Origin of the sequence: Streptomyces alkaliphilus, from assembly GCF_014141535.1 — a bacterium.
GTDB lineage: Bacteria > Actinomycetota > Actinomycetes > Streptomycetales > Streptomycetaceae > Streptomyces > Streptomyces alkaliphilus.
The window spans coordinates 1-4,485 of the sequence record NZ_VKHT01000395.1 but is presented as its reverse complement, the minus strand read 5'-3'; the positions used below and the strand labels follow the sequence as shown (position 1 = coordinate 4,485).

Here is a 4,485-nt window from a genome sequence, read left to right as displayed (position 1 = left end):
TATAAGAGACAGCCCGGAGGAGGTGTCCGGGGATCCCGGGGAACCCGGACGGGTGGAGGGGAGGAGGTGGCCCATCTCACCGAGGGTAACGTCAGCCGCGTCCAACTTCCCGGCGGTCATGGCGCGTTCACCCGATGGAGGGACAATTGATCGGCAGGGACGTGCATACCTCTCAAGGTTAGGGGGTATGACTTCCGGCTTCTCGCGGGTCCGCCAAGTGAGACGTGCGTCACGCGGGACGGAAGTGGAGGTCCGGGCTCTTTTCCGGACCGATCGGCCCCTCCCCGGGGTCGGCGTGTCGTCCTCGGGAGCGCGGCCCGGGCGTTCCGGCGCGTGAGACGCGTGAGAAGAGCCCCGCGCCGGCGTGTTCGCCCGGCGCGGGGCATCGTCACGCGCCGCAGTCGGAGCCCTCGGGCCCGGGCCGCTCCCCCGGCGCGCTCTCCCGCGGCGCGGAGTCCACCACCGAGGCCAGGAAGCGCCCGGCCCGCTCGGTGACTCCCTCGCTCAGCCAGTCGGCGGGGATCGGGCACGCCGTCACCACCGCGCCGGTACCGGCGAGCACCGGCGGCAGGGTGTGCACCACGGTGGAGGGGAAGCTGAGCACCCGCCGGGCGATCGGGCCGCGTCGGGCCACCAGCTCCAGCGGCAGGTCCGGGCGCATGATCTCCAGGCCGGAGTCGGCGGCGATCCGGCGCAGCTTGTCGGGGCTCTCGCGTCGGTGGGCGAAGTAGCGTCGCACGTCGTGGCGGGCGGCCAGCTCGGCGACGCCCGCCAGGTAGCGGTCCTCGCGCACCACCCCGGTCTCCACCAGGGAGGTGCCCACCAGGTCGGCACCCTCCTGGACGGTGGGCGGACCGAAGGCGGACCGGGTCCACTCCAGGCGATTGCGCACGATCTCCAGCCCCACCGGCAGCCCGACGCCGGCAGGCCCCACCGGGACCTCCCCCGTCGGCCCGGTGGGCTCCCCGTCCGCCACGGGGCCACCGAGCGCCTCCGGGGGCGCGGGCGCCCCCACCGGCATCGCCGTGAAGACCTCCACCCGCCGTCCGGGACCGGGCGCCAATCGGGCCACCGCGCGCCCGGCGATCGGACCGAAGAGCGCCGCCCGCATCCCGCGCGGGGGACGGCGGTGCCAGCGCACCAGCCGTTCGCCCCTGGTCAGTTGGGCGAGGAATTCCAGGGTCGCGGTGCCGTCGTCCACCACCGTCACCCGCTCGGGGGCGGCGGTGGAGAGCAGCAGTTGCATCCGACGCGAGAAGGGGTCGCCGATCAGCAGGCGGGAGGTGCGCCGGACCCGGGGCACCAGGGCGGTCAGGCCGCGCAGCCCGGAGGCGCCGGGGCGCACCTCGTGCCAGTGGAGGGGGTGGCCGGCGTCCCGGGCCAGCTCGGCCATGCGGCGCAGCTGCCCCCGGCCGCCGGCGTTCCGGGGCGGCAGCACCAGCACCTCCGTGTCGGCGGCGTCGGCGCCCCGGGCACGGGTCCACTCCAGGGTGTTGAGCAGCTGCACGGGACTCTCGACGACGGCCAGGGTCGGCCCCACCGGCTCGGTGTCCCCCACGGGCCCGGTTCCCGTGAAGGGCGCGGCCCCTTCCCCGGGAACCGGGAGGGGGCCGCCGGTGAAGGGTTCGGGCGCGGGAGCCCCACCACCCGGCGGGGCGGCGGGCACCGGCTCGGGGTCGGGCGCGTCGGGCGCGGGCACCACGCCGGGGACGGCCGTCACCGCACTGTCCCCCGCCCCGGGGTCGGCCCCGGGTCGACCGGCCGTCGATTTCCCGACCGCGTCGACCGCTTCGGTATCACCGCCGCTGAGGTCTGCCGCATCTGTCCCCGCTCCCGTCCGTCCTCGCGTCCCGCTCCCTGTCGGGCGGAGTGCTCCACCCGGTGTCGAGGGCCCCGCTCCCACCGGTCACCGCGGACGCGGCGAGCCGGTGGGGACGGGGGCCCGTCGGGATCAGACGCCGGCCGGCTCGGCGTCGGCGGCGCGCTCGGCCCGCTCGGCGATCTCGCCCTTGACGCGGCGCAGCTTCTTCATCGGGCCCAGCTCGCTGTCGTAGACCCGCTTCACGCCGTCGCCCAGGGACTCCTCGATGGTGCGGATGTCGCGCACCAGGCGGGTGAGGCCCTGCGGCTCCACCGAGGCGGCCTGGTCCGAGCCCCACATCGCGCGGTCCAGGGTGATGTGGCGCTCGACGAAGACGGCGCCCAGGGCGACCGCCGCGAGGGTGGTCTGCAGGCCGGTCTCGTGGCCGGAGTAGCCGATCGGCACGTTCGGGTACTCGCCCTGCAGTGTGTGGATCATCCGCAGGTTCAGCTCCTCCGCCTTGGCGGGGTAGGTGCTGGTGGCGTGGCAGAGCAGGATGTTGCCGCTGCCCAGGACCTCGACGGCGTGCCGGATCTGCGCCGGGGTGGACATGCCGGTGGACAGGATGATCGTGCGACCGGTGGCGCGCAGGGCGCGCAGCAGCTCGTCGTCGGTCAGCGAGGCGGAGGCCACCTTGTGGGCGGGGACGTCGAACTTCTCCAGGAAGGCGACGGCCTCGGTGTCCCACGGGGAGGCGAACCAGTGGATGCCGCGCTTGGCGCAGTACTCGTCGATGGCGCGGTACTCGTCCTCGCCGAACTCCACGCGGTGGCGGTAGTCGATGTAGGTCATCCGGCCCCAGGGGGTGTCCCGCTCGATGTCCCACTGGTCGCGCGGGGTGCAGATCTCCGGGGTGCGCTTCTGGAACTTCACGGCGTCGCAGCCGGCCTCGACGGCCGCGTCGATCAGCGCGAAGGCGTTCTCCAGGTCGCCGTTGTGGTTGATGCCGATCTCGCCGGTGACGTAGACCGGGCGGCCCGGGCCCACCTCGCGGTCGCCGAGGGCGCGGATCCGGGGGCTCGACGGGGCGGCCGGGGAGAGGTGTGCGGTCATGACGGGATGAGTTCCTTTCCGAGGATCCACGAGGCGATCTCGCGGATCGCGCCGGCCCCACCCGGGGCGGCGGTGACGGTGCGGGCCGCGGCCAGCACCGCGTCCCGGGCGTCGGCGACGGCCACGGGCCAACCGACCAGGTCGAAACAGGGCAGGTCGTTGACGTCGTTGCCGACGTAGAGCACCCGCTCCGGCGCGACGGCCTGCTCCTCGCACCACTGCTTGAGGGCGAGGTCCTTCCGGTCGATGCCGTGCAGCACCGGGACGCGCAGCTTGCGCGCCCGGGCGGCCACGACCGGGTTCTGCTCCGTGGACAGGATCAGCAGCGGCAGTCCGGCGCGGCGCAGGGCCGCGATGCCCAGGCCGTCGCCGCGGTGCACGGCGACCGTCTCCCGTCCGTCGGAGTCGACGTACACCCGGTCATCGGTCTGGGTGCCGTCGAAGTCGAGTACGACCGCGTCGATGTCGTCGCGGTTCGGCAGCCGGCCCCGCGCGGGCCGCGCGGGCGCGGGGCGCGTGGACGGCTCGGTGCCGTCCAGCAGCGGGGCCAGGGCCCGGGCGCGGGCCAGGTCATGGGGATCGTCGATCTCCAGCACCCGGGCGGGGTCGGTGCGCACCGGTTCGGTGCGACCGAAGAAACGGTGGCGCTCGGCGCGGAAGCCGTCGGCGCGCATGGCGTAGGCCGTGCCGGTCTCCAGCAGGTCCAGCGGCCGGTCCTGGCGACGCGGCCGGTACGCCTTGTCGTGGTTGACGCCGTGGGCACCGCCGCCGGCCGATCCGCCGGCGGGGCGGGCCGCGGCCTCGCGCCACAGGAAGCCGTGGAAGGGAGCGACGGTCAGGGCGGTGTCGGCGCCGTCGATGACGGCCGAGGCGACCCCGTCCACCTCCTCGGGGGTGATGAACGGGCTGGTGCACTGCACCAGCAGCACCACGTCCACGGTGGTCTCGTGCCGCTCCTCGTACGCGTCCAGGGCGTGCAGCAGGGCGGCCTCGCTGGTGGCGGTGTCCCCGGAGATGTTCGGGGGCCGCTCGATCACCTCGGCGCCGGCGGCGCGGGCGGCGGCGGCGATACCGGGGTCGTCGGTGGACACGGCGGTCGCGGTGACCTGCCGGGCCGCCCGACAGGCGCGCACGGCGCGGGCCACCAGCGGCACGTCACCGACCGGGGCGAGGTTCTTGCCCGGCACGCCCTTGGATCCGCCGCGCGCGGGGATCACGGCGAGCACGGTGGGCGCGTCCGTCGTCCTGGCGCGCATCTCGGAGGCCCTCTCCGGGCTCGCGCCGGGGATCGGGGCCCTCTCCCGGGAGCGGGGTTCGGGGGTCCCGGCATCGGCGGGACGGGGTTCGTTGGCGGTCACAGCTGCCCCCAGCGGCGGATCATCGGCGCGACGCGCTGCGCGGCGAGTCGGTAGACGCCCCGGGCGGCTCCCCTGGCGGGCCCGCGCACGACCCGGACGAGCGGGCCGGCCGCGGGGCCGGTGCGTCCGGGCAGCGGGGCGCCCTCGGGGTCGAGGCCGTGCCGGGCGAGCAACCCGGGGAGGTGGCCGGGGGCGGTGTGGACGGTGTAGTAC

At 75.4% G+C, this 4,485-nt stretch carries 3 protein-coding genes and 1 pseudogene; all 4 read right to left on the bottom strand.

What is annotated here, in order from left to right:
• Positions 1-388: 388 nt before the first annotated feature.
• Positions 389-1,720 carry a hypothetical protein gene (locus FNQ90_RS13710; RefSeq protein WP_407699362.1) on the bottom strand — a complete coding sequence of 444 codons (1,332 nt, stop codon included), beginning with the start codon at positions 1,718-1,720 and terminating at the stop codon, positions 389-391.
• 231 nt (positions 1,721-1,951) lie between these two features.
• Entirely contained in the window at positions 1,952-2,914 is a 963-nt protein-coding gene (locus tag FNQ90_RS13705) for an N-acetylneuraminate synthase family protein (protein ID WP_143623673.1), read from the bottom strand.
• The gene (locus FNQ90_RS13700; RefSeq protein WP_182606639.1) at positions 2,911-4,170 is read right to left on the bottom strand and encodes an acylneuraminate cytidylyltransferase; all 1,260 of its coding nucleotides are present in this window, start codon (positions 4,168-4,170) and stop codon (positions 2,911-2,913) included. The genes FNQ90_RS13705 and FNQ90_RS13700 overlap by 4 nt, the downstream gene beginning before the upstream one ends.
• Before the next feature lie 98 nt (positions 4,171-4,268).
• A pseudogene (locus FNQ90_RS13695) lies at positions 4,269-4,485 on the bottom strand (DUF6716 putative glycosyltransferase); the annotation flags it as partial.

What these genes read in the sequence shown, in the direction of transcription:
- FNQ90_RS13700 (WP_182606639.1), bottom strand. Translation starts at nt 4,170, where the DNA reads ATGCGCGCCAGGACGACGGACGCGCCCACCGTGCTCGCCGTGATCCCC.
- FNQ90_RS13705 (WP_143623673.1), bottom strand. Translation starts at nt 2,914, where the DNA reads ATGACCGCACACCTCTCCCCGGCCGCCCCGTCGAGCCCCCGGATCCGC.